Consider the following 1,221-nt stretch of genomic DNA (forward strand, 5'->3'; position numbering starts at 1 on the left):
ACAGCAACCAGAACCTGGACTTCCTGCGGGCCGGCGAAACCATCAGCTTCTCCTACGCCGTGGTGGCGACCGACGACAGCGGCGCGGCTAACGCGGTCTCGGCAGCGCAGACGGTGACGATCACCCTCACTGGCAGCAACGACCAGCCGACGCTGACCATCACTGACACGACCGGTGCGATGAACGAAGGCAACGGGGCGGCCACGCTGAGCGACAGCGGTGCGCTGAGCTTCGCCGATCTGGACAGCAATGACGTAGTGACGGTCAGCCAGACCTCCAACGACGACATCGCCTGGAGCGGCGGTACTCTCGACGAGGTGCAGGCCGCAGCGCTGGTCGCCGGTTTCTCGGTCGATCAGGACAGCTGGAACTACAGCAGCAGCCAGAACCTGGACTTCCTGCGCGCCGGTGAAACCATCAGCTTCTCCTACGCCGTGGTGGCCAGCGACAACAGCGGCGCGGGCAATGCAGTCTCGGCGACGCAGACGGTGACCATCACCCTCACTGGCACCAACGACCAGCCGACACTGACCATCACTGACACGACCGGTGCGATGAACGAAGGCAACGGGGCGGCCACGCTGAGCAACAGTGGGGTGCTGAGCTTCGCCGACCTGGACAGCAATGACGTAGTGACGGTCAGCCAGACCTCCAACAATGACATCGCCTGGAGCGGCGGTACCCTTGACGAGGTGCAGGCCGCGGCGCTGGTGGCCGGTTTCTCGGTCGATCAGGACAGCTGGAACTACAGCAGCAGCCAGAACCTGGACTTCCTGCGCGCCGGCGAAACCATCAGCTTCTCCTACGCCGTGATAGCCAGCGACAACAGTGGCGCGGGCAATGCAGTCTCGGCGACGCAGACGGTGACGATCACCCTGACCGGGACCAACGACCAGCCAACGCTGACCATCGGCGACACGGCGGGGGCGATGAGCGAAGGCAACGCGACAGCCACGCTGAGCGACAGCGGTGCGCTGAGCTTCTCGGACCTGGACAGCAATGACGTAGTAACGGTCAGCCAGACCTTCAACCACGACCTCACCTGGAACGGCGGTACCCTCGACGCGGCGCAGGCCGCAGCGCTGGTCGCCGGTTTCTCGGTCGACCAGGGCAGCTGGAACTACAACAGCAACCAGAACCTGGACTTCCTGCGGGCCGGCGAAACCATCAGCTTCTCCTACGCCGTGGTGGCGACCGACGACAGCGGCGCGGCTAACGCGG

General features: G+C 64.8%; 1 protein-coding gene. It reads left to right on the plus strand.

Features of this window, described 5'->3' with window-relative positions; translation table 11 throughout:
• On the plus strand, nt 1-1,221 hold a 1,221-nt coding region (locus CKW25_RS25920; protein WP_218192563.1), incomplete at both ends, for a VCBS domain-containing protein.

Origin of the sequence: Pseudomonas sp. Irchel s3h17, assembly GCF_900187505.1 — a bacterium.
Lineage (GTDB): Bacteria > Pseudomonadota > Gammaproteobacteria > Pseudomonadales > Pseudomonadaceae > Aquipseudomonas.